At 36.6% G+C, this 22,930-nt stretch carries 19 protein-coding genes and 2 tRNA genes; 8 read left to right on the plus strand and 13 right to left on the minus strand.

What is annotated here, in order from left to right; translation table 11 throughout:
- Positions 1–162: 162 nt before the first annotated feature.
- The 5 genes from RIV7116_RS02370 to murA form a co-directional block, all read right to left on the minus strand.
- On the minus strand, positions 163–957 hold the full coding sequence (locus RIV7116_RS02370; protein WP_015116664.1) for a WecB/TagA/CpsF family glycosyltransferase: 795 nt from the start codon (positions 955–957) through the stop codon (positions 163–165).
- A gap of 513 nt (positions 958–1,470) precedes the next feature.
- A complete protein-coding gene (locus RIV7116_RS02375; protein WP_015116665.1) occupies positions 1,471–1,674 on the minus strand; it encodes a hypothetical protein in 204 nt (67 codons plus the stop codon).
- Positions 1,675–2,677: 1,003 nt separating this feature from the next.
- Positions 2,678–2,759, minus strand: a tRNA-Leu gene (locus RIV7116_RS02380).
- A complete protein-coding gene (locus RIV7116_RS34650) occupies positions 2,738–3,616 on the minus strand; it encodes a M48 family metallopeptidase (protein ID WP_015116666.1) in 879 nt (292 codons plus the stop codon). The genes RIV7116_RS02380 and RIV7116_RS34650 overlap by 22 nt, the downstream gene beginning before the upstream one ends.
- A gap of 199 nt (positions 3,617–3,815) precedes the next feature.
- Complete coding sequence (gene murA, locus RIV7116_RS02385) at positions 3,816–5,225, minus strand: UDP-N-acetylglucosamine 1-carboxyvinyltransferase (RefSeq protein WP_015116667.1); 1,410 nt, start codon at positions 5,223–5,225, stop codon at positions 3,816–3,818.
- A 269-nt stretch (positions 5,226–5,494) separates the two neighbouring features.
- Here murA and RIV7116_RS02390 point away from each other — a divergent pair.
- Positions 5,495–5,578, plus strand: a tRNA-Leu gene (locus RIV7116_RS02390).
- A 125-nt stretch (positions 5,579–5,703) separates the two neighbouring features.
- Positions 5,704–6,486 carry an RNA methyltransferase gene (locus RIV7116_RS02395; RefSeq protein WP_015116668.1) on the plus strand — a complete coding sequence of 261 codons (783 nt, stop codon included), beginning with the start codon at positions 5,704–5,706 and terminating at the stop codon, positions 6,484–6,486.
- 44 nt (positions 6,487–6,530) lie between these two features.
- On the opposite strand, the gene RIV7116_RS02400 is transcribed toward RIV7116_RS02395, so the two are convergent.
- From RIV7116_RS02400 to RIV7116_RS02410, 3 genes are all read right to left on the minus strand, one after another.
- On the minus strand, positions 6,531–6,782 hold the full coding sequence (locus tag RIV7116_RS02400; RefSeq protein WP_015116669.1) for a hypothetical protein: 252 nt from the start codon (positions 6,780–6,782) through the stop codon (positions 6,531–6,533).
- 166 nt (positions 6,783–6,948) lie between these two features.
- Entirely contained in the window at positions 6,949–7,590 is a 642-nt protein-coding gene (locus RIV7116_RS02405) for a ThiF family adenylyltransferase (protein WP_015116670.1), read from the minus strand.
- 171 nt (positions 7,591–7,761) lie between these two features.
- Positions 7,762–8,613 carry a hypothetical protein gene (locus RIV7116_RS02410; protein ID WP_015116671.1) on the minus strand — a complete coding sequence of 284 codons (852 nt, stop codon included), beginning with the start codon at positions 8,611–8,613 and terminating at the stop codon, positions 7,762–7,764.
- Between the two features lie 508 nt (positions 8,614–9,121).
- On the opposite strand from RIV7116_RS02410, the gene RIV7116_RS36275 reads away from it, so the two are divergent.
- Positions 9,122–9,259 carry a hypothetical protein gene (locus tag RIV7116_RS36275; RefSeq protein WP_015116672.1) on the plus strand — a complete coding sequence of 46 codons (138 nt, stop codon included), beginning with the start codon at positions 9,122–9,124 and terminating at the stop codon, positions 9,257–9,259.
- A 241-nt stretch (positions 9,260–9,500) separates the two neighbouring features.
- On the opposite strand, the gene RIV7116_RS02415 is transcribed toward RIV7116_RS36275, so the two are convergent.
- The 5 genes from RIV7116_RS02415 to RIV7116_RS02435 all read right to left on the minus strand — a co-directional run bounded on the left by RIV7116_RS02415 (position 9,501) and on the right by RIV7116_RS02435 (position 14,755).
- Positions 9,501–10,259 carry a hypothetical protein gene (locus tag RIV7116_RS02415; protein ID WP_044290724.1) on the minus strand — a complete coding sequence of 253 codons (759 nt, stop codon included), beginning with the start codon at positions 10,257–10,259 and terminating at the stop codon, positions 9,501–9,503.
- 52 nt (positions 10,260–10,311) lie between these two features.
- Positions 10,312–10,662, minus strand: coding sequence for a hypothetical protein (locus RIV7116_RS02420; RefSeq protein ID WP_015116674.1), 351 nt, complete (start codon positions 10,660–10,662; stop codon positions 10,312–10,314).
- A gap of 40 nt (positions 10,663–10,702) precedes the next feature.
- The gene (locus RIV7116_RS02425; RefSeq protein ID WP_015116675.1) at positions 10,703–12,181 is read right to left on the minus strand and encodes a CIA30 family protein; all 1,479 of its coding nucleotides are present in this window, start codon (positions 12,179–12,181) and stop codon (positions 10,703–10,705) included.
- A gap of 371 nt (positions 12,182–12,552) precedes the next feature.
- A complete protein-coding gene (locus RIV7116_RS02430; protein WP_015116677.1) occupies positions 12,553–13,809 on the minus strand; it encodes a Ycf66 family protein in 1,257 nt (418 codons plus the stop codon).
- A gap of 265 nt (positions 13,810–14,074) precedes the next feature.
- Entirely contained in the window at positions 14,075–14,755 is a 681-nt protein-coding gene (locus tag RIV7116_RS02435; protein ID WP_015116678.1) for a hypothetical protein, read from the minus strand.
- Positions 14,756–15,390: 635 nt separating this feature from the next.
- Between RIV7116_RS02435 and RIV7116_RS02440 the strand changes: the two genes are divergently transcribed.
- The 5 genes from RIV7116_RS02440 (at position 15,391) to RIV7116_RS36780 (ending at position 22,930) form a co-directional block, all read left to right on the plus strand.
- Entirely contained in the window at positions 15,391–15,882 is a 492-nt protein-coding gene (locus RIV7116_RS02440; protein ID WP_015116679.1) for a HugZ family protein, read from the plus strand.
- A 114-nt stretch (positions 15,883–15,996) separates the two neighbouring features.
- A complete protein-coding gene (locus tag RIV7116_RS02445; protein WP_015116680.1) occupies positions 15,997–16,887 on the plus strand; it encodes an alpha/beta fold hydrolase in 891 nt (296 codons plus the stop codon).
- Between the two features lie 246 nt (positions 16,888–17,133).
- Positions 17,134–21,318 carry a PAS domain S-box protein gene (locus RIV7116_RS33590; protein WP_015116681.1) on the plus strand — a complete coding sequence of 1,395 codons (4,185 nt, stop codon included), beginning with the start codon at positions 17,134–17,136 and terminating at the stop codon, positions 21,316–21,318.
- Between the two features lie 470 nt (positions 21,319–21,788).
- Positions 21,789–22,427, plus strand: a complete 639-nt coding sequence (locus RIV7116_RS36775; RefSeq protein WP_044290725.1) for a transposase — start codon at positions 21,789–21,791, stop codon at positions 22,425–22,427.
- Positions 22,424–22,930: a hypothetical protein gene (locus RIV7116_RS36780; RefSeq protein WP_232435730.1), complete on the plus strand. Its 507-nt coding sequence runs from the start codon at positions 22,424–22,426 to the stop codon at positions 22,928–22,930. Before RIV7116_RS36775 ends, RIV7116_RS36780 begins: the two co-directional genes overlap by 4 nt.

Consider the following 22,930-nt stretch of genomic DNA (forward strand, 5'->3'; position numbering starts at 1 on the left):
ATGACCTAACTTATATGCCGAAGACATTTTATCTCCCATTAGCAATTCTATAAAATCCAAATCTGATTAAAAAGCATTCATCAATTAAATTGCCAAGTCACATTGCCATTAAAATTGCTTAAACAATCATAAACAAGTACTTGGCAATACAATTAAGATACTTTAATCCAAATTACTAGCAGAGTTAGAAACTGAATAATTAGTACTTATAAGTTGCTTCATTGCCAACCACATAAATGGTGGAATTGTCTTTGTATATCTTCCCCAAAGACGACGCGGCTCTTGCATCCATCTATATAACCATTCAAATCCAGACTGTCTGACTATACGAGGTGCCCTTTTCTGAAGCCCTGCATAGACAGGGAAAGCTCCACCCAATCCAATCATCACAGCATGAATCTTATCTTTATGTTGAGCCATCCATTTTTCCTGTTTTGGACAGCCTAAAGATACAAATACAATACCTGCACCACTTTCATTAATTTTTTGAATCAATGCTTCGTCTTCACTTTCAGTAAGCGGACGAAATGGAAGTGGTTCCATAGCTGCAATACTCAATTGTGGATATTCTTCCTTTAATCTGCTTCTCATTCCGGAAAGAATTTGTTTTTGAGAACCTAAGAAAAATAGACTTACGTTCTGTTTTTGCGCGGAATCACATATTGAAGCTAAAATATCCAGCCCTGCAACTCTATCTTGAGAAGTTGCGCCCAACTTCTTCATCATCCAAACCAAGGGCATACCATCTGGAGTCACTATATCAGCATCTTTTAATACACCAGCAAACTCCGGATTCCAGTGTGCCTCCATCAACATGTGTACATTTGCTACACAAACTGTCTTGCTTTTATGTTCCTTTGCCCACTCAAGAATTGTCTGTATTTGCTCATTTAAACGCAAAGCAGTAATCGGAAAATCTAGTACTTTCCGAGTCGGCAGAGCAACTGCCTTCACCATAGGTCACTCCTTGTGTAACAACTGAAATTGCTAAGAATATTCGACCAAACTGTTGATATAGAAAAATTCTGTTTTAACCCAGTCTTAGTTACTTAAAACTAACGTGAATGGTCGTTATTTGACACAGGTTGATGCAGCTGCTTTTAGTGTTTACTTAGCTTCCCTGGTAATTATTTAATCATTCCACCTTACAGTATATTATCTTACTAGTAAAAATCGGCACTTTCAGTTTTTTTAGGTAAACTTTATATTAACTTTATATAATTAATGAAGTAAGTTTATCTAAGCATTACAATTACTACAAATTATACTTATTGATAACGGTAAAAATTTTAATATAAAGGCGAAAAATCAATTTTTTTTGATTAAAAGACAAGATAAATACTTGTACTATTTAATACATCATTAAAAAAATATTAAACTTATTAATAATACTTATGTATTAATAGTTTTTTGATCTAACAATAATCAATACGAACAAATGAGAATAAAAATACTGTATTTATATGTCAATTAAAATGGGTCAAAAAAATGGGAGAAGATTAATTTATCTTCTCCCTGTTTATTATTCTTGTTTTTATCTTGCTTATTGTCTTCTTTCAATCTTTTTCGTAACATTTGCTGCTGTTTCTTGATTTGTCTCTTTCTAGCAGCGCCACCTTTTCCTTTATCGTTTCTGCCTTGTCGGCGTGGGGACTCCCATCTTTTGAGTCGCATAACTGAATCAACCTTTTTGAATTTAGCAATAGAAATTTATCTCAATAGTTAATTATTATAGCATAAGCAAAAATTTTGATGGAGTATAAATATTGTATGTTTATTATTTTATGACTTTACATAAGTAATAATCTTCTTAAATAGTTAGGGAATAATATATATATATGATTTGGGTATTGGTATTGCAAACTTTTCAGTCATATATTTACTCTATGATTAAAAAATTATAACTATAATACTAATAACTTTTTATTATAATGAAAAATATAACCTGGTAATAGCATCATACGCAGACTTATTATTTCTTGTTATATAGTTAATAAAGATTGCAAAACTCGATTTATATTGCCATATAGTCTGCATTTCGAGCAAAGTCACAAAATTTCAACCTCCTTTGAGCAATAAATAACAAAGTTAATACTATTTGTATAGATACATTGCACTTTTATTGTTTTCCGGAAATCAATGTTATGTCTTTTCCGTTGGTATTGGAATAATTTAAGTTTTCTCTCTCTCCTTCTTCCTCTACGCTCTTCGTGTTCTCTGCGGTTTTTTTATGATTCCAATGTAACCGGATTTTAGATTAAATCGTCATTGCGTTAACGTTGACGAAGTATGCCCGAAGGGCTTAGGACGTGTTTTCAAAGTACTCCTCACCCTTATAGGGTGAGGCTATACCTACAAAGTCCGCCTGCGCGGACTAGAAAAATCTGTTTTTTTAGCCCTGTCAGGGCTTTGTAGCTGTAGCTCCAGGCTTTAGCCTGAGAGCGGTTGGGGTTTGAAAACACGCCCCAATCGCCAATTCTGGGGGAGATAAATCATTTCAAGTCCCCCAGTATTGGGGGATTTAGGGGGCTAGTAAATGTTAGAAAAACAAATTCATATTTCAATTCAGCAACGCCTAAAATTTGCTGTATTATCTAACAAAATCAAGAAAGCTTCCCTACTAAAAGTAGAAAAGCTGAAATTAAACTATTTCTCTGTAACTATTTTATTTTTTGTATGGGCCGGGAGAGACTCGAACTCTCACACCTTGCGGCGGCAGATTTTGAGTCTGCTGCGTCTACCAATTCCGCCACCGGCCCTTGGACTCAACTTCACTATTATAACCTATTTTTTGGTTTTGCAACAACTTTTCATAATCTTTACTACTTGCCCACCGGTCAATTTCTCTGGCACGCAGTACTGGTACGGGATGCGTTAATTGTGCAGTTCTTGCAGCTTTCACCATTTCTCCAAGTTCATTTTTACTGATATCGTCGTAAGCGCGGGCTTGCTCGATGAATGCTTCAAGATTTAATTTGGGAGCAATAGTAGGTGAACCACCCGCCAACTTCATTAACACTGACATGACTACTTTGGGATCTTGGGTTGCCAATAACGCGGCGCGATCGCAAGTAAATTCAGCGCAGCGAACCCATTCCAACAGTTGTGCTTGAATTGCTTGTGCTAAAACTGCACCAATATTAGGTAAGGCTGTGGCGGCTAATATTAATATATTTACTGGAGTTAAATAAACGCTGTGATCGCACTTAAGATGTCCTAACTCGTGAGCAATGACTGCTTGGGTTTCTTCTGGTGTAAGCATATCAATTAAGGAAGTATGCAGCACGACGAAAGGTTGCTTACCTCGCATCGCAAAAGTGTAAGCGTTGGGAGCCGGGTGTTGTTTAATGTAGAGTTGCGGAGGCTCGATATCTAGTATCTTGCAGGCTTCTAAGGTAAGTTCGTTTAACTCCGGCAATTGTTTATCGCTTACTAAAACACTAGAGGCAATATTTTCCACATAAAAAACTTGCTCTGCTAAGGGACCTAAGAGATTCCTTACCATCATATCTAGTCCTGGAATCTGCTTAAGAGCGGCGGTTGCCTCTTTATCAAGGGGATGGCGGAAATAATCAGCTTTTAAACCGATTAATTGGGATTTTGCAAATGATGACATGGGTTGTTGTAAGCTCTAAAAAAAGAAAACTGTGTTTCGGGGCTAGTCAAACAACCCCTAAAAATTAGTATAACTACAACAAAGGTAGACGAGCTGCCCGCCTACCTTTATTGTAGTTGTGAGTTATGAGTTGTAGGTTATAGACTATAAAGTCAAAACTCTAAGCTATTTATTTATTACAAAAACCGAGTTCACTTAATTAACTTGAAATAGAAGCGGTACCATTACTGGTGTCTGTAGAAATTTCTGTTACTGTTGCCGATGTATCTGCCTCGGTGTTTTCTACACGCTCGATTTTTGCTCCTATTTTCTGTAATTTTAAATCTAGCCTATCGTAACCACGGTCAAGGTATTGCAATCCCTTAATTGTAGTTTCACCGCTGGCTGCTAAAGCGGCTACCACCATAGCAGCAGCAGCCCGTAAGTCAGTACCTTCAACGGGTGCGCCAGATAGCTCTGGTACCCCTCTAACAAAAGCAGAATTGCCTTTGACACGAATATCTGCTCCTAAGCGATTCAATTCAGAAGCATGACGCAAACGATTTTCAAATACGGTTTCGTTAATGATGCTATCGCCTTGTGCTACTGCGAGCAAAGACATAAACGGCGCTTGCATATCGGTGGGGAAACCAGGGTGGGGCAAAGTTTCAATATCTGTTGCCTTCAGAATTTCTGCCGGTTTGATACGCAAAGTATCAGATGCTTCTTCAATTACAGGAACTCCAATTTCCTCTAATTTAGCAATCACCGGCATTAAATGCTCTGGCAGCACCGGGGATAATATCAAATCGGAACGAGTAATTGCTCCTGCAAGTAAAAACGTACCAGCTTCGATGCGATCTGGAATTACATTGTAATCAGTAGAATGTAATTTAGGAACGCCGTTAATGACAATTTTACTGGTTCCGGCTCCTTCAATTTTTGCGCCCATCGAAATACAGAAGTTCGCCAAATCCACTACTTCTGGCTCTCGTGCGGCGTTTTCAATAATTGTTTCGCCTTCTGCCAAAGTCGCAGCCATAATTAATGTTTCGGTGGCTCCGACGCTGGGAAAATCCAGGTAAATTTTGGCACCTTTCAAACGGCGACTGCCGTCGGTAACGCGAGCATTACAGATACCATGTTCAATTTGAACCTCGGCTCCCATTGCTTGCAAACCCCGGACGTGAAGATCCACGGGTCTTGCTCCAATTGCACAGCCACCAGGTAAAGGCATTTGGGCTTCTCCGAGTCTTGCTAGAAGAGCGCCGATAGCAAAGAAACTTGCTCTCAACTGAGTTACCAACTCGTAAGGAGCCTTAGAAGTAGTAATTTCACTAGCATTAATGTCAATAATATTGCCATCACGCTTCAAGCGCACACCTAAAGCTGACAAAACCTCACCCATACGGGATATGTCCGCTAATCGGGGAACATTTCGGATGCGACAATCCCCCGAACACAATAAAGCTCCAGCCAGCAAAACTAAAGCAGAATTTTTAGCTCCACTGATAGTTACATTACCTTCCAGAGTATGACCGCCCCAAACTTTTAAGACTGAGGAGTCCGCTTGAGGAGATGAATTCGTTTCTGGTGAACCGTTAGAAGTATTAATAATTCTATCCTCCATATAGTAATTAATGGATTTTATAAAGGAAGGAAGTTGGTTTTGATTCTACAGTAAAGAATCCATTTGTCTACATATCCGCGATACATATACTCAGTTATCAGCGAACAGCGAGCAGTTATCAGTGAACAGTGAGCAGTGAACAGCGAGCAGTTATCGGTGACCAACCGGTTTATTATTAAGACATTGTTTTCCCAACCTTGGAAGCAAAATATTATTATCTTGACAAAACTAATTAATTAAGTAACAATCAACAATTGTCAATAAATAAAGCGGAACTGGCGGAATTGGTAGACGCGCTAGATTCAGGTTCTAGTGCCCCACAAGGCTTCCGGGTTCAAGTCCCGGGTTCCGCATTACTTCGATTGGGAATTCTTAAAAGTCAAGTTTTTATATATGAGAGAGTCTTAGACAGTTTCTATAGTTTTGGAATAATTAATATTGGAATAATTAACGGAACGCTGTCAGAGAAACTAAAATCGTGCTAACCAGTTTACAAAATCCTTTGGTGAAACAAATTCGTAAGCTCCACTCTAGCAAAGAGAGGCGCAAACAGGAATTATTTTTACTGGAGGGAACACATTTATTGGAAGAAGCTTGTGCGACAAATCATCCTTTAGTTAGCGTCTGTTGTACCTCGGGATGGCAAGCATCCCACGAACAACTTTGGCAGACGATTGTGCAAAAGTGCGATCGCGCTCTTGTTGTCAGCGATGATGTAATGAAAGCACTGTCTACTACAGTACAACCTGACGGTGTGGTAGCGACTGCTCTCAGAAATTATCCTATGACTGACATCGGGTTTAGTGGCTTGCAAATAGCTTTAGAAACGCTGCAAGATCCCGGTAATTTAGGAACTATAATTCGTACAGCTGCTGCTGCCTCTGCATCGGGTTTGTGGTTAAGTAAAGATAGTGTTGATTTAGATAATCCCAAGGTTCTACGTGCTAGTGCGGGACAATGGTTTCGTCTACCGATGCAGATAAGTGAAGATTTGCGACAAACAGTATTACAAGCCAAACTTGCCCAAATGCAAGTAATCGCGACTTTACCGGCTGCAAATTTAACTTATTGGCAAGTAGATTGGCAAAAACCAAGTATGATTTTACTGGGTAATGAAGGCGCTGGTTTATCCGCTGATTTAGCGCAAATGGCAGATTTAAACGTCAAAATTCCGCTGCAACCTGGAGTAGAATCTTTAAACGTAGCTATTACAGCAGCCCTAATATTATATGAGGCACAGCGACAGAAAATTTGTGCTTAGCAGCTATTTACTGCCGCGAATAAGCATAAGGGTAATTTCAGTTATTAAGTTCCATCAGTTTGTTCATTTTTCTTGTCAAAATATTGTTCAATATCAGCTATTGCATCTTCCCAGTCAGCTAAATCGAATTTGGGTGGTTTCTTAGTAGCAGGCTTTTGGGAATTATTTTTAATTGTCAATTCTTTTTCTGGTTTTTCTTCTGTTTGATTCTCTTCTAACAAATTTTGCAACTGATCTAGGGATTCTTGAAACTCTTTTGCTACGCCGTCACGTTGTCCTTGTTCGTTATGCTCCATAATATAATTTTTTGTTTTAATCCCTAATATTAATAAAGCGTACTTATGCCTCAAGTATAAAATTTTAGCAAGTAAGCAAGTAAGTAAACTTAATTATACACTCTTGCTTCGGAAGGTATTAATACTTTCCGGACAAAATAGTCACAGCGAAGGAAGGAGGACTTTTTTATTTATCAAAAGGCTCGATCGCAAAGTCATTCAAGGTAATAGTAAAACTCTTTTGCTCTGCGGTAGCTACAAAGTTAATCGCAACTTCGCAAGCAGTAGCAACTGCTAAAGTTACTAAATTGCGTGCTAGAGGGTAATCGCAGACATCATCGTTTGCTGGGCTTGGTACCCGATAAATTGAATTCCAGACAATTTCGGCATAACCGTCGGCTAAACCCACATGAAGGCACGGTATTTTTTCGTTAATACAGCAATCTTTAACAATTTGGCGACTGCTACTATTATCAAAGGTATCAATTACCAGGGCACTATCTGTTAATAGCTGTTTTGCGTTGCTGCTGGTTAATTCTTTTGAAAGTCCATCAACTGCAATACCCAAAGCCCTATAAAGGCTATTTGTTAAAATCTTAGCTTTATATGCTCCGACATCGGAACGGTAATATGGTTGGGTAGATAGGTTGCGCTCTTCTATGCGGTCTTTATCAACAATTTTCAACTTTCCAAACCCAGAACGGGCAAGGCTTTCAGTCAAATTAGCTCCTAATGCACCCGCACCACAAACGGTTACCGGAAAGTCTCGTATTTTCATCATTAATGCAGATGTACGGTGTAGTTGTTCGTGAAAGAAAATACTATTCATATCATTTGCGGTAAATCATTTATTATATTTGTGGGAGCTGGGTAATTGGTAATAGGTAATAGGTAATTAGGTATAAAAAATACGAGAAATAGAAACGGCTTTATAATTTAACCTCTAAATATGGGTTGAATTCCCCATCTCAATTTCAGCCTTCTTCCTTCTTCCTTCGATTTAATAATCTTCCAAATCCCGTCTTTCAACTACACCAACCAAAGATTGTAAATCAAACTTTTCATCTTCACCGCTCAAACAAATACCCGCACTCATCACGGTTAAATCATTTTTAGATATTGCACTGGTATGTTGTTCCCCATCACTGGTAAACCATTCTACAACCCAATAATCTTGGCGATCGCTCCATTGTTGTAATTCCCCACCTGCCATTTTCAAAGCTTCTTGCAAGCGTTTTTCATCTCTTTGCTGTCGCCGTAAATCGCTAAATTCTTCCGCTTGTTGTGTTGCTAAATTATAAGCCGTTAGCATTTCTGGTGTCATACCTTTAAAATGCAAATCCTGCGGTGGCGTTAACTTTTCAAGTTGTTCTCGCAATCTTTGAGCTATGATCACATCCCCACGGCGATCGCATTCTTCAAACCAGCAAGCAGCACCATCGGTACGGGCTATTACAACTTCAAATTGTCCTGCTTCAGCAATCAGATGTACGGGTACGGGTTTACAATAACCGCAACGCTGTAGCATATCAGCTTCATTAATTGCATAGGCTAACCAAGTTTGTCCCCGCAATGGATACACAAGTCTTAAACGTAATGGTTGAAAATTTTTTAAATATTCGCAAATAAGAGGTAAATTGGGTTCTTCGACAAAAGCCGCTTGTTTTGAATTTATCGGTTGAAAGATACCCCAACCTTCAAAATTTTCAGGTTTAGGAATAAAACTGTAAGTTATTCCTGCAATGCGAGTTAGCACCTTACCTTTTCCTACGCAGGGTGCAATAAACTCTGTGGAGCATAACTTTTTTTCCTCAGTAGCTAGTTTGTTAATTAGTTTACGAATATCTGTCATATATTTACACTTAGTTTTAATAACAAAGCTAATTCATTTTATATGGCTGTAATTGGAGCAAAGCGGATAAGCTTAATAAAATAACTTTTCATCGCTATTTTAAGAATTTTCAATCAAATAATTTTAGTAATAAATACTGACTGTATATCTAATTAGATGTTGTAATTAATATTGTTAGTTAATTTCAGAAGTCAGCATTAAGATTTTTTGCGAAACGAGATAATTTATAAGTAAAAAGTATTACCTATGGGAGAATAAAAATAGATATAGAAATATAGTTTTTAGGAACATATTTTTCAGTGCTTGCAGTAGCGAGCGCTGCGTCTGGTTTTGATCTCAAGAGTATACGGGTAGTCTGGTATCTAGTTTAGATAGGCAATCTTAGTTTAAAGTATCTTTCTCAATCTTTTTTTCAAGCATTATTTGAGAAAAGTTAGAGATATTAAGCACAAATAAATTATGAGTGTTGAAAAGAACTGGATACAACTAAGAATCGGAGGGTATACAAATGGCAATTCGCAATAATTTAAAAAACAGTTTGTGGCGAAGATTGCAGAGCGACTCTGTTAGTTGGGGAATGTTAACACTTTGGATATGTGGTTTAGCTGTATTGTTAACCATGATGACTATGTACTCCCGCATTTAACAATTTTTGCTCGGTTTTATTCTCGTTCCCAGTTTCCAGACTGGGAACGAATATAATAAGGCTTTGCCTTATTCAATCAATTAACTAAAGGCATAAATTATAAATAAGTAGATAAGTACGATAAAACCTAACTATGTCATTACGAGCGTAACGGAGTGAAGCGAAGTAATCGCAATAGTTTCAGCTATTTTACATTTCGTTACATAGATAGATTTATTTGTGCCTACCTACTTAACTATAGTTAAGCAACTACCAACTCAGCTTCTTTTTCCGATGATTTATCTTCCTCAACTAAGGAAGGTGCATTGTCTTTAGCTTGCAACTTGTTCGTAACATATGCCGTAATCGCATTCACTTTACGTTGCCGCCATTCATCAATCAGTTGCTGCACCTCAATTGCACCCATTCTACGATTCATTGCTTCGTAGAGATATGCTGCATGGGTTGTTTCGTCTTTAGCAATATTAAGCATTCCTAATTTAAGGTTACGAGCTTTAGAGTCATTTTCTGGTAAAGCTTTCGCCATCCGAGCAAAGTCTTTGCTAGCATCCAATTCTAATATGTAAGTGCTAGCCATAAAAACATTCCAGTCAATATTTTCCGCTTTTAACTGCTCTCCTTCGTAACCTTCATAGTATGTACCGAAAAAAGAACTGCGTTGTTTTGATTTCTTTTCACCACTACTGTTTTTGCTTTTATCTGATGACTGACTTTTGAAGTCTCGAACCTTTTTATCAAGCTGTTTGAGTGCGTGAGCAAAAATTTGTCCGTGTCTTTTTTCGTCTTCTGCGTGCTTTGCTAATTTTTCACAGAGCCACGTATCGCCTTCAGCAGCAGCACGTTGACTAAGGCTAGTTAAAAAAGGAACAGAGCCAGATTCTGCTAACTGGAATCCCGCTAAAATATTTGGACGTGTTTTGATATCGCGAATTTGAACAGCACTAAAATAAGCACTTGCACCAGAACCCGCTAAATGCATTATATAGGTAAGAAGATTCATAGTTAGTTGTTAGTTATTACTTGAAGAACTTTCATCTCTAAGATACGGTTTATCAATTATTAGCTTTTTCTAATTGAGAAACCCGCTTTTGTAATTTCTGAATATCTTGCTTAAGTTCAATTACCAAAGTAGCAAGTCTATCAAACATCTTGTCACGTTGTCGCTGCGATAATCTTCTTTGGCGAGGTTGAGATGATAAAGGCTGATTTGGAATTTTTTGCCCGGAAGCACCGACTCGATTTAATTGTGTTTCTATCCGGTTTACTTGAGATTCTAAACGGTAAAAATCTGATTCTAAATTATTCAAACGGGATTCAAATAACCCAGAATAAGCTTTACCGGAAAGTAAACTACCCCAAAGTATAATGACTAAAAAGGTTATAAATAATAACTTTTTAAACATAAAATAGAAATGGGGAAAAAAGGACAAATAGATATAGCTTTTAACTGCTTATTGGTAAGCTATCGCGATTAACTGTTTTAAACAGTTCTTCCCAATCTATATAGCTGGCGTTATTTTCTCCTTGTTTTACCTCAAAAGTGACATTACAAGCGAAAGGTTGTTGTAGAGATTGTACGCAAAGTTTAGCAATATCTTCGCGGCTGATTTTACCCTTGATATTATCACCTTGCTCAAAAATTAATTCTTTACCACCTGGCTCTTCTGTTAAAGCACATGGTCTAATTATAGTATAAGGAATTTCACTTGCTCTTAAACTATCTTCTCCTTTGAGTTTCCAAGTCAGAATCCCTCCAAGTTGGTCATTTAATTTGACTGCTGGAGGTTCTTCTTCTAAGTTTATACCAGGTCTTCCAGGACGAGTTACTCCTGCCGAACTTACTAAAACAAATTGTGGTAATTCTTTTCCGCCGTAAGCTTTAATTTCTTCAACTTCTAAGGCAAAATTCCCAGCAGAAAAGTTAGGATTTAATCCTCCGTCGTATTCAAATTTGCTCAACATTAATTGAAACGAACAAATTTTATTAACATCAACCATCGCAGCATCTTGTACTGTCTTGGCACGGAAAACAGGTATTAAATCTGTAAAGGGAATCTGAACATTTATCCAAGTATCTGCTTGGGTATCAAAAGAATAACAGTAGCCGACACCATCCCAACTTGTTTCTGTACGTAAGATGAATTTGTAGCGTTTACCGTCTCCTTTGACGCGAATTTCAATACCTTTGTAACCAGATAAATTAAAAGCAGGGTCGAAATTTTTAGTTCTAACTGAAGCAAATCCACCGGAGTTTTCAGTTGAAACATTACCAGAAAAAACCGCTGTATTTGAAGATAATCGAATATTACTTTGACTAACTCCACCCATAACTACATCATCTACAGCACCCCATAGGTTTTTTATATCTAGGGATGGATTGCTAAAATTAAATAGTATTCTTTCCGTTGACGGAAGTAAGTGTTTTTTTGCTGCTTCTACTAAGTTTTTTACTCCTTTATACTCTACATTTTCCGGAGTATCCCCAACAACTTCGGGCATATAAAATTTAATCCCCTGATTGTATTTTGCTCTATCAGGGGTATCACCTTCAACCGGTTGCACTCGCACCGCAGTACAGCAAACCACAGCTTGAATGTTCGCCATTAATAAAGGATTCAAAGTCTCTGGTTTAGTAATATCTGCAACTACTAAATCCGCTTTCTCGCTAAGAATCGACCTAGCTTTAGCGATATCCCGTACCAAACATCTGACTTTATAGCCTTTATCAATCAGTCGCTGTACGACTCGTTTACCAACACCACCTGTTGCACCTGCGACTAATACTACACTCACTGTTTTCGCTCCCATTGATTTGTCTGGATTATCCTGAGAATCACCTTTGAATAAATCCTGCACCCAGTTAAGCATCGGAATTACTTCAAAGAAAGTTAGAGTTTTGATGAATCTATTTAAATCCCACATATTTAAGTAATTAGCTATAAACTATAAGTTAATTTGATAATCATAAGCCCCTTGTTTGCATATTCTACTACCTATTAATTTTTAAACGAACGCTTTCTATGGTGTAAGCTAAAGTAGGAATCGTCAGTAAGATAATGTTTACCCGGATTAATTCTTGCCTATACCACTTTTGATTCAAAAATATTATCCCGCTAATTAAATATGCAATTATTAATAATATATCTTGACGTTTAAATGATTTATAACGTACAAGTAGAGTCGCTACCACTAATGCTACTATTATTAAAATACAGCCAAGTAAGTTTAATGGATTTTTAAACATTTTAATATATTTCGACGCTAATTCAATTTAAAATATGATTTTTTAAAGTCTAACTTCTAACTTGCTTTTCTACTCGTAGGTGGACAGATTCAGCTATTGAATAAAAACAAGCAGCCGTTAACATAAATTGGGCAATAGGCACTTCTTGAGAGCGGTAAGATTTAAATTCTTGAAACAGTAATAATATCCCACTTAAAAAAAGTATAATGCCGAATACAGCATCATAATCCCGTGCCAATTTAGGATACAAAGAACGAAGAAAAAATAAACCACTGCCAAAAGCAGCAAGACTCACGCCTAGTAAAATAATCCAGGTTGCAGTCTTAAACAAAAACAATCCTCCCGCACCAACTAAGGGTATGTATCTAACTACAGACAGAGTTTTATGAAGCAAAGCTGGTGATGTTATTCCAGATGCAGTCGTTGAAAGCATTTGTTCATCAGTATTGTCATAGTCTGATAATTTTTGTGCTTGTGTTGGTTGGAAAGAAGACTGTAGCTTTTGCAAATCCTGCAACACAGCCGAAACACGCGAGTAGCGATCGCTAAAGTGGTAGCGCACCATTTTCTGCAATATTGCTGCGAGTGCGGCAGATATTTGAGCTTTGTCTTGCCAGATAATTTCTCCTGTTTGAGGATCTTCAGGAAACTGATTCGGTAATAAGCCAGTTGAAGCTTGAATTCCAATCATCCCTAAAGCGTATATATCGCTGTTTAAACGCGGTTTTCCTTGGGATTGCTCTGCGCTCATATAACCCGGAGTACCAATAGCAACAGTCTTCACCGTTAAAGATGTTGCCATTTCAGTACGCATTTGTTTAACCGCACCAAAATCAATTAGAACTAATTTATTATCTGATGCACGTCTGATTAAATTATCGGGCTTGATATCTCGATGGATAACTTCATAGCCATGTACAAATTCCAATACACTGGCAACATCAATCAGCATTTGAATTATTTGAGATTCTTCCCAAGGTTCATTGACTAGCATCTCGGTACTCAAAGTATGCCCGACAATCAACTCTTGCACTAAATAAAACTCTTCGTTTTCTTCAAAATATGCTAAAAGTCTGGGTATCTGTTGGTGATTTCCCAATTGTTCAAGAATCTCAGCTTCGCTATTAAATAAACGTCTCGCAGTTTGTAAATAAAATTCATCAGACTTTGCTGGCTTAAGACGCTTCAAAACACAACTAGGATTACCTGGGCGACGAGTGTCTTCTGCAATAAAAGTTTCACCAAATCCACCCGCACTTAAAACTTGGACTACTTTATAGCGCCCGTCTAACAGTTTTCCCAACATATTTTTACTGATTTTTTATTTTAGTTTTATTTTAGTTTTTAGTTTTGTAATTATTTTGATTATTTTTAGTTTTAAATTACTTGATTAAATTAGATTGAACGGCGTTGAGACAATCAATAATTACCATCATATAATTTAAGATACTAACAATCTGTATTCACATACTGAGACTTAAAACATATTATTATTTCAATTATAAACGTTAAAAATCATATATTTAAATAAAAATAAATTAAGTTAAATTAAATGAAATAGCTTAAATTGGTTAATCTTTAGGGGTTTTAGCAGTTACCCCTTTTTTATACATTAAAGTATATACTCCTTTAGAGTGCAGTACTTTAAACCATAAGCCGGATTTAAAACCGAGGGATAAAGCTTTAGTAACGCTTACCCTAGCAGTATCGCGCTGTTTTCGCGTTAAATCATCTCCGTATAAGTTGCGAACAATATCATGAATATGAAAATGATAGTCGGATTGGCAACGCATTAAGATAAGAACAGCGTTTCTAATGGAGTATCCTTTGTATTCAGGCAACATCGGCAAACTTTCTGATTGCCTAGCTACTTTCATTTTTGGAATATCGGAAATATCGATTTCTTGTTGCTGTGGTTGTGACTCGCTGTCATCATCTGGTTGATTGAGTTCTTTTTCATCAAAATCAGCATTTGAGTTTGGTTGATTCTCAATATTTTCATCATTTTCATCAACCGATAAATTATTATAGTTAAGTCTACCTTCTTCTAAATATGCCTGGGTTTCAGATTGAGAAAACTGTTGATAGAATTTATGGTGTTGCTTTTCTTCAATGTAACCCGATATTAAGTTATCGATGGCAGACACTTGAGTCCGAATCGATTGTAAGCGACGTTCTAAACGGGCAGCCTCTAATATATAACGCTCTCTTTCAGCTTCGAGCAGATTCAACATTTCGTGAAACTCAGTCATAATAATTGGAGTATTGGCTATAGAATGAACAAAGATTTATTCAAACAGAAAATTTCCTATTTGGGTACAATGCCAGCAGGTTGTAAGACAATGATGCAATCTATTTCAACCGCTTTAATCAAACAAAATTGGTTCCTCAAAACCTAAATTTAAAAAAGCTTGATTTCAAGCTATAGAATAATACATATTATAAGTAACAATCGCTAACGGTTTCTGAAAAGCAATGAGATTGGTATTAACGCCCATCGCAAATCAATCAGCGTTTTTTCACAGCACATATTTTTAGAGTTAGGTGAAAATTTTTACAGCATAAGTACCACTACCAGAAATCAAGCATAACTACAAACCCGATCGAAAAAGCACAACTCTAATTTAGATAAGACCTGATTATGGATAAACTAGGTATTATCAAACTATGAAAAATACTATATTCAAAGATATAATTATACATAACTTTTTATACAAAACTTTATACATAAATTTAGACATCAAATCATATACAAATTTTTGTAACAAGCATACAGTAGACTTTTCACTATAGAAAATGTAGAAATTATTTTTATTTTTAGCCAACTTGCTTTACAAAATAAATCTGTTAAATAGAAAAACATCTTCCAGTACAGCTAGGTAATATTATGAATCAATTAGAAAAGGTCACAGCAGAGTATCAGAAATTCATTCAAGAATTTCAGAGTATTGTTATCAGTACAGTAGATGAGCAAGGAATTCCTAATGGTAGTTATACGCCCTTTGTAATAGACGCATCTAAAAATATTTACATTTACGTCAGCGGGCTTTCAACACATACACAAAATCTTAATATTAATCAGAAGGCAAGTGTTTTGTTTATTGAAGATGAAGCCCAAACCCCACAAATGTTTGCTCGTCGCAGGCTAAATTATGATTGTACTGCGACTTTAATAGAACGCGAAACTAACGAATGGAAAAAGGTTGTTGATGAATTTGCAGAGCGTTTTGGCGAAATAATTCAAATGCTACGCGGTTTAGCAGATTTTCGTATTTTTAAGCTTACTCCCTACAGGGGTCGTTTTGTAATCGGATTCGGTCAAGCATATCATATTAACGGCGATAATCTCGACGAACTCGCACATATCGGTAAAAAGTAAGCAATTCGCAATTATCAAGGCTAAAGGGTAAAGCTTAAAGGCGAAATTTTTTTTTTCAAATATTTTAACTTACAACTTCCCCTTGTCCCATCGTCCCCTATTCCTCCTCCCCTTATGCTTCAATTTCAACCTCCTGGTTTTGGACATAAAATAATTCAAACATCTCTCGGAGCAATGGTTTACTATACCCAAATTGCTGCACCTTGGGATATTGCTAAAATTGAACATTTACCAGAAATAGTTTTTCTGCATAACTTTGGTGGTGGTGCTTCTGCTTATGAATGGTCAAAAGTATATTCTGCTTTTGCTGCAACCCACCGTATTTTTGCCCCAGATTTGATTGGTTGGGGTGAATCTTCTCATCCAGTCAGGAATTATCAAATTAACGATTACATCACCACTATTGCAGAATTTATTAAACAAGTTTGTCGAGAACCCGTAACGATTGTAGCCTCTTCTATAACTGCTGCTTTAACTATTCGTTTAGCAATTCAACAACCGCAATTATTTCGTAGTTTATTTCTTTCTTGTCCTTCTGGATTTGATGATTTTGGACAAGGTAGCGCACGTAGACTGCCTTTAGAAGTTATCAATACACCGTTATTAGATAATTTGATTTATAAGTTGGGTGCGGAAAATGAAATTGCAGTCAGAAATTTTTTGCAAAGCTTTCTGTTTGCAAAACCCAAGCGAATATCAGAAGAAATTATCCAGGCTTATTTAGCTTCAGCCCAACAACCTAATGCTATATTTGCAGCTTTAGCCTTTTTAAGAGGCGACTTGTACTTTGACCTGAGTTTGTATATTAAACAATTAACAGTACCCACAACTATACTTTGGGGTGAGAAAGCACAATTTCTTAACGTTAAGCAAGGAAAACGTTTGGCTGATTTAAATCCAAATGCTATTAGTAATTTTTATGTAATACCAGATACTGGTATTTTACCCCATCTAGAAATGCCCGAAATTACGGTTGGATTATTAAACAAGCATCTGACTCCTTGAAAAATTCGGGATTGCTCAATCAAAATAGAGCCTACGGGCTAAGTCTGTGTGACAAGATGCCATTAAAATCTTAATCGGAAGGCTGGCGCTAGAAGTGTTATTGGTGCGTTAGCATAAGCTTCCTAACGTCGTGCAACGGCAATAAAGAACTATTTATTTTTCGATATCTGTTGAAATACACTCAACATTGGGAACAATAGGAGATGAAGCTATACAAGCAGCAATTATCAAGCTGATTAGCAATAGATGATTCCGCCAATGAACCCCTATCTACCAGCAGATAACTCTGGGAATAATCTTTCCCAAAGTTTTTTGCTTGAAATAATCAATAGTGTATCTGAACCAATTTTTGTTAAAGATCGAAAACACAGATGGATATTTCTTAATAATGCTTTTTGTCAGTTGGCAGGTTATCAAAGAGAAGAACTTATTGGTAAATCTGACTACGACTTTTTCTCTACGGAGCAAGCCGATATTTTTTGGGAAAAAGACGAATTAATATTTGCTTCAGGTGTTAGCTATGAAGATAAAGGATATTTTAAAGATGCCCGAGGAGCGACTTATATTGTTTCGACAAAAAAGACTTTATTATATGATGATTCGGGAAATCAATTCCTCGTAGTTACGATTCAAGAAATAACTGCATCTGATTTTCAAAATGAGTTTGCTAAAAGTATAATTCAAGCAATAAATAATATCGCAAATAATAGAGATTGTAGCGAATCTATTAATTCTACCTTGGCTACTTTAGGAATTGCGGCTCAAGTAGATAGAGTATCTATAATAGCTGAAAATTATCATAAAATTTGGTCAAATAATCAATTTAAAACAGATTTTGATATTTTCCCGAGATGGCATTCTATGCTTGATCGAGGAGAGATAATCGCGGGTTCTGCAAATGATTTTCCTGATTTAGAACGGGAAGGTTTAGAAACTGCAAATGTTTATTCACTTTTAATCATACCAATTCAAATAGCAGACACTTTTTGGGGATATATTCGCTTTGATAACTGTTCCAAAGAACGCCAATGGTTAGACAGCGAAAAGTTAGTTTTACAAATTGCGGCTCAATGCTTAGGAATTATCATTTACCGTTATGAGTTTCAAGAAGAACTAATAAAATCAAAGAATTTTTTGCAGTTAGTAGTAGATAGTATACCCCAAATTATTTTTTGGAAAGATTGCAATAGTGTCTTTCTTGGTTGCAATCAAAAGATTGCGGATGTATGGGGTTTGAGTTCTGTAGAGGAAATAATCGGTAAAACTGATTATGAATTGTACGCAACCAAAGAACAATGCGAACTTTATAGAGAATGGGATAAGCGAGTAATAGAGTCTGGAATTCCAGAATTACATATTGTCGAGAAGAAGCAACAAGCAGATGGTAAAGAAATTTGGTTAGATACTAATAAAATTCCGTTGCGCGATCCAGAGGGAAATATATTAGGCGTGCTGGCAACAGTTGAGGATATTACAGAGCGCAAGCAGGTAGAAGAGGCTTTAGCTCAAAACGAAGCATTCCTTCGCACTATTTATGATGGCGCAAAGCTAGGAATTATTGTTTATGAAGTAACAGAAGATAATAAATTTCATTATTTTGGAATTAATAAAGCAACAGAGTTAGTTTCTGGTTTAAGCAATCAGCAAATAGTTGGTAAAACTCCCTCTAAAGTTTTAGGAGAGTATTTAGGAAAGACAATAGAGCAAAGAAATCAAGACTGTCTACTTAATAAAAAGCCTATTACTTTTGAAGAAACATTAACAACTAAAGACGAAAAAATATTATTGTTAACGACTTTAACACCACTGTCCAACGATAGTGGCAGAGTCTATCGTATTATTAGCACCAGTACAGATATTACCGCTCAAAAGCAAGCAGAAGTTACTTTACGTGAAAGCGAAGAGAAATTTCAGAAGTTATCTGCAAATGTTCCGGGAATGCTTTATCAATTCAAAATAGATACTGACGGCTCAATGTCTTTTCCTTACGCCAGCCCTGGTACCTATGAATTATTAGATATAGAAGCAGAAGAGATTCAAGCAGAATCTAATTTGTTTTTTTCCATGATACATCCAGAAGATTATAAAACTTTTGATCAGTCTTTGAAGAATTCAGCAGAAACTTTTGAACCATTTTATTGGGAAGGACGTTTAATAAAAGCATCCGAACAAATTCAATGGATGAAAACTGCATCTCGTCCGCAAAAACAATCAGATGGCTCAATTATTTGGAATGGTTTTATTACAGATATTACTCATCTTAAGCAAACAGAAGGAGCCTTGCAATCAGCTTATGATGAAATGGAATCTCTCGTTTTAAGCAGAACAAAAGAATTAACCAAGACAAATAAAATTTTACAGACTGAAATAGAAGAACGAAAAAATACTGAGGCTAAAGTACAGAAGCTAGCAGCAAATGTACCTGGAATGCTCTATCAGTTTCAATTATCTGCCGATGGTTCGATGACCTTTCCTTATGTTAGCTCGGGTTGCTATGAAATTTATGGCTTAAAACCAGAGCAAATTCAAGCAGATGCGAATTTGATTTTTTCAAAAGCCCACCCAAACGATCTGAAAGCCTTTAAAATTTCTTTAGCAGCTTCTGCTGAAAATGTTGAACCTTGGGAACATGAAGGCAGAATAGTTCTTACTTCCGGGCAAATAAAGTGGATAAAAAGCCGTGCCCGTCCCGAAAAATTACAAAATGGCACTATTCTTTGGCATGGTTTCATTCTAGATATAACCGAACGTAAGCAAGCAGAAAAAGCTTTGTTACTTAGCAATGCAATGTTACAGGCTCAACAGGAAGCTGCTATTGATGGAATTTTGGTAGTAGATGAAAGTCAAAATATTTTATCGTGCAATCAGCGTTTTGTAGAGTTATGGCAAATTCCTCAGTCAGTTATTGAAACCGGAGACGAAAAACAGTTTCTAGCATCTATCGTAGATAAATTTACAAATGTAGGCAAATTTATCAATCAAGTAGAAAATTTATATAATGATGTAGAAAAATCTATTCGAGATGAAATTGATCTAGGGGATGGACGCACTTTTGAACGCTATTGTGCTCCCGTCAGTTCATTAAAAGGAGAATATTTTGGTAGAGTTTGGTATTTTCGAGATATTACCGAACGTAAACTAGCGGAACAGTCTTTGCTTAGGACTAATTCAATTTTGCAAGCACAGCAAGAAGCTTCGATTGATGGCATTTTAGTTGTTGACGAATATCGTGAGTCAATCTCATATAATCGGCGTTTTATTGAATTATGGGAAATCAATCAATCGGTGATTGACGCAGGTAAACACGAAAAAATCTTCGCTGCGATATTAGAAAAACTAGAAGAACCTGAAGAGTTTGTATCTACTTTAGAATATATATTTAAGCATCCAGACAAAAGTTGTCGTAATGAAATTTATTTGAAGAATGGAAAAACTTTTGAGCGATATATTGCTTCTGTTAATTCTTTAGATGGAAATAACTACGGTAAGATTTTATATTTTAGAGATATTACAGAACGCAAACAAGCAGAAGCAACATTACGCCAACAAACTCAGGAATTAGAAAATACTCTTTTGCAATTACAACGTACTCAAGTACAGCTAATTCAGAGCGAAAAAATGTCTAGCTTGGGACAATTAGTCGCTGGTATAGCTCATGAAATCAACAATCCCGTTAATTTTATCGATGCCAATTTGATATACACGCAAGAATATTTTGAAGACTTGCTAAAACTCATCAAAATTTATCAACAGAACTTTCCCGAAAGTTTGGAAGCAGAAAAGTTTATTAAAGAAATCGAATTCGACTACCTGCTAGAAGATTTGCCGTCGATTATTAAATCGATGAAAACGGGGGCAGAAAGAATTGCTCAAATTGTACTTTCCTTAAGAACTTTTTCGCGTTTAGATGAAGCAGAATTTAAAAAAATTGATATTCACGAAAGTCTCGATAGTACTTTAATGATTTTGCAGAATAGTTTGGAAACTCAACCGCATCGAAGTGCAATTCTAGTTACTAAAGAATTTGCTGAGATACCTTTAATCGAATGCTATGCGGGAAAGCTAAATCAAGTTTTTCTAAATATTTTAAATAACGCAATTGATGCTTTGGAAGAAGCAATCAAAAATAACCAAATTCCCGAACAGCAATATCCTCAAATTCGTATTTTAACTAAATTAATTAACCAGAATATGGTGCAAATTAGCATTATTGATAATGGTTATGGTATTCCTAAAGATAATCTTTCTAGGTTATTCGACCCATTTTTTACAACTAAGCCTGTAGGTAAAGGTACTGGTTTAGGATTATCTATGAGTTACCAGATTATAGTTGAGCAGCATGATGGAAAATTAAACTGTATTTCTACTTTGGGAGCAGGTACCGAATTCCAAATTCAAATACCTGTTAGCTGCCATCGTATAGCAATGTAAATTAATATTCATTAAGTTAAATTGTTTATTTTCGTAATTATAAAATTTAACTGAATAATACAGCATATTTAGTTTTGGTGAAGTACATCTCGTACTGGAGTTTAGACTAAAGCTCGTGACCGCGTAGCGGTCACGGCGCACAAAAAATGGTATAAAAAATAGGGAAATGCTTGTGGTAAAACAAGCACCTCCCGACGGAAGATGAGAAAAGCACTACCAAATCTCAACTTTCGTTATGGATGTTTTTGCACATTTAAGGGAATTCCGTCAAGCTGCGTACAAATGTTTGTGTAAAGCAAAAGATGCAACATTTGAATTAACGGACTCAGTGCTGCTCACAAGGAATGCATATAGTTTGGCAGATTTATCTCTATGCCCAATATTATGCCTTCGGCACGCTTCGCTAACGCCGAAAATGGTCAAGCATCTATGAAGCATTGCAAGATACAAAAGTCCAACGAAATAAATTAATGGGACTATACATCAAAAATATACCAAGCCAAGAACGTATTATTCTTGCCGGAGACCATACTGCATGGTCAAGACCAAACGCACCAACGTTAAAAGAGAGGACTTATGAACATCATACCCAAAGTGGAATCGGAGGTCGCCCAGTAACAGCAGGATACGGTTACAGTACACTTGTATGGGTTCCAGAAGAAGAAGGAAGTTGGGCATTACCATTGCGACATGAGAGGATAACTAGTTGGGAGAACCCGATTAATAAAGCGGTATGGCAACTCCAACAAGTATGCCCGCAATTACCATCTCGACCTTTAACGTTATGGGATATTGAATACGGATGTGCGCCATTTGTAATCAAAACGGCTGACATTAATGCTGATAAATTAATGCGTTTACGCTCAAATTTATGTTTATGGGGAGAACCACCTTCATATTCAGGTAGAGGTAAGCCAAGAGTTCATGGAGGTAAATTCAAACTTAACGATTCAACAACTTGGTCAGAAGCAGCACAAACAATAGAAGAAAAAGATTCCCAAGTTGGGTATGTAAAAATTAAGGTTTGGCACAACTTACATTTCCGTGAAGTCTGCCGTGGGGAGGCTCCCCACGGCGAGCTTCACGTAAATCTCCCCTTCATCCCATGACTGTTATACTCGTAGAACGTCTTAATCCAGATGGTTCTAAACGTGTATCAAGACCGATGTGGTTAGCATTTGTTGGTTCCAAAATGCCGCCAATAAATGAACTTTGGAAATTTTATTTACGCCGTTTTGCAGTTGACCACTGGTATCGTTTTATTAAACAAAGACTACATTGGACTCTTCCAAAATTATCAACACCACAACAGTGTGATAAATGGAGTGACTTGATGCCGTTAATGACCTGGGAGCTATGGCTCGCTCGTGATATTGTTAGTGACAATCCCCTCCCTTGGCAAAAAACAACAATCAAATTAACTCCCGGAAGAGTTGCCCAGGCGATGCCTGGGATTTTAGTCCACATTTCTACACCTGCCAAACCTCCAAAAGTACGCGGTAAATCACCTGGCTGGAAAAAGGGAAAACCTCGTAAGCGTAGAATCAGGTATCCAATGGTTAAAAAGAGTACTCCAAAGCCACCTAAAAAAACAGAACAATCTGCTGTTTAA

This window comes from Rivularia sp. PCC 7116, assembly GCF_000316665.1.
GTDB lineage: Bacteria > Cyanobacteriota > Cyanobacteriia > Cyanobacteriales > Nostocaceae > Rivularia.

Coding starts and splice junctions, on each gene's coding strand:
- RIV7116_RS36780 (WP_232435730.1), top strand. CDS start 22,424: ATGACTGTTATACTCGTAGAACGTCTTAATCCAGATGGTTCTAAACGT.
- RIV7116_RS02440 (WP_015116679.1), top strand. CDS start 15,391: ATGAATCAATTAGAAAAGGTCACAGCAGAGTATCAGAAATTCATTCAA.
- RIV7116_RS02445 (WP_015116680.1), top strand. CDS start 15,997: ATGCTTCAATTTCAACCTCCTGGTTTTGGACATAAAATAATTCAAACA.
- RIV7116_RS02435 (WP_015116678.1), bottom strand. CDS start 14,755: ATGACTGAGTTTCACGAAATGTTGAATCTGCTCGAAGCTGAAAGAGAG.
- RIV7116_RS36275 (WP_015116672.1), top strand. CDS start 9,122: ATGGCAATTCGCAATAATTTAAAAAACAGTTTGTGGCGAAGATTGCAG.
- murA (WP_015116667.1), bottom strand. CDS start 5,225: ATGGAGGATAGAATTATTAATACTTCTAACGGTTCACCAGAAACGAAT.
- RIV7116_RS02415 (WP_044290724.1), bottom strand. CDS start 10,259: ATGAATCTTCTTACCTATATAATGCATTTAGCGGGTTCTGGTGCAAGT.
- RIV7116_RS02370 (WP_015116664.1), bottom strand. CDS start 957: ATGGTGAAGGCAGTTGCTCTGCCGACTCGGAAAGTACTAGATTTTCCG.
- RIV7116_RS02425 (WP_015116675.1), bottom strand. CDS start 12,181: ATGTGGGATTTAAATAGATTCATCAAAACTCTAACTTTCTTTGAAGTA.
- RIV7116_RS02400 (WP_015116669.1), bottom strand. CDS start 6,782: ATGGAGCATAACGAACAAGGACAACGTGACGGCGTAGCAAAAGAGTTT.
- RIV7116_RS02420 (WP_015116674.1), bottom strand. CDS start 10,662: ATGTTTAAAAAGTTATTATTTATAACCTTTTTAGTCATTATACTTTGG.
- RIV7116_RS02410 (WP_015116671.1), bottom strand. CDS start 8,613: ATGACAGATATTCGTAAACTAATTAACAAACTAGCTACTGAGGAAAAA.
- RIV7116_RS02375 (WP_015116665.1), bottom strand. CDS start 1,674: ATGCGACTCAAAAGATGGGAGTCCCCACGCCGACAAGGCAGAAACGAT.
- RIV7116_RS02405 (WP_015116670.1), bottom strand. CDS start 7,590: ATGAATAGTATTTTCTTTCACGAACAACTACACCGTACATCTGCATTA.
- RIV7116_RS02430 (WP_015116677.1), bottom strand. CDS start 13,809: ATGTTGGGAAAACTGTTAGACGGGCGCTATAAAGTAGTCCAAGTTTTA.
- RIV7116_RS34650 (WP_015116666.1), bottom strand. CDS start 3,616: ATGTCATCATTTGCAAAATCCCAATTAATCGGTTTAAAAGCTGATTAT.
- RIV7116_RS36775 (WP_044290725.1), top strand. CDS start 21,789: ATGGGACTATACATCAAAAATATACCAAGCCAAGAACGTATTATTCTT.
- RIV7116_RS33590 (WP_015116681.1), top strand. CDS start 17,134: ATGATTCCGCCAATGAACCCCTATCTACCAGCAGATAACTCTGGGAAT.